Genomic DNA, 871 nt, shown 5'->3' with positions numbered 1-871 from the left:
CGCCAGCAGCACCCTGGCGTCGGCGTGCGGGTCCAGCCCGGCGAAAAAGCCCGCCAGGGCCCGGTCCAGGGGCCGCAGCCAGCCCAGCTCGAGCCAGCGCTCGAGCAGCGCCAGCAGTTCCCGCTGGCCGGCCAGGGGCGTGATGGTAGCCGTCATGGCGCTGTCTCCTCGGGCTGTTGATGGCGGAACAGGGCGTCCAGGCCTTCGATCAGCGCCTTCGGCGGCCGGTCGAACCAGGCCGCGCCGGGGCGGCGCACGAACAGGTAGAGGGCCCCGCCCATGTGGCGGTCGTAATCGTAATCGGGCAGGCGCAGCCGCAGCTGGCGGTGCAGGGCCAGCAGGTAGAGCAGGTACTGCAGATCGTAGCGGTGCCTGAGCACCTGGCCGGCCATGGCCTCCCGGGTGTAGTGTTCGTCCTCCGGGCCCAGCCAGTTGGACTTGTAGTCCACCAGGTAGTAGCGCCCCTCATGCTCGAACACCAGATCGACAAAGCCCTTGAGCATGCCGTTCAAGGTATCGGGGGCCAGTTCGGGCCGCTCCCGGCCCGGCAGCACCGCCTGTTGCGCCAGCCGGTCCAGGCGCTGCACCGGCACCCGGCTCACCTCCAGCCAGAACTCCATCTCGGGCTGGTAGTGGTCAAGGCCGGCCAGGGTCGGCCCGCCCTCGAACAGAGGCGTGTCCAGCAGGCCCAGCAGCCAGTCCGCCAGGGGATCCGTCCAGTCGGCGAGCCCGCGCAACTGGCAGCGCCGGGCGATCTGGTCCCGGAGTGCCCCGGGGTTATCGGCCAGCCGCTCCCTGAGCGCCAGCTCCAGCAGGCCGTGCAGGAAGGTGCCCGCCGCCGGGCCGCGGGCGAAGCGGTGCAGGCTGGGCC

Annotated in this window: 1 protein-coding gene; it reads right to left on the bottom strand. The window is 71.5% G+C overall.

Features of this window, described 5'->3' with window-relative positions; translation table 11 throughout:
- Nucleotides 1-152: 152 nt before the first annotated feature.
- Nucleotides 153-871: PD-(D/E)XK nuclease family protein (locus CGX12_RS19345; protein WP_176442127.1), on the bottom strand; the 719-nt coding region annotated here is incomplete at its 5' end.

Source organism: Zobellella denitrificans (assembly GCF_002237365.1).
Classification (GTDB): domain Bacteria; phylum Pseudomonadota; class Gammaproteobacteria; order Enterobacterales; family Aeromonadaceae; genus Oceanimonas; species Oceanimonas denitrificans.
The sequence above is the reverse complement of the archived record's forward strand: the minus strand, read 5'-3'. Positions and strand labels throughout refer to the sequence as shown.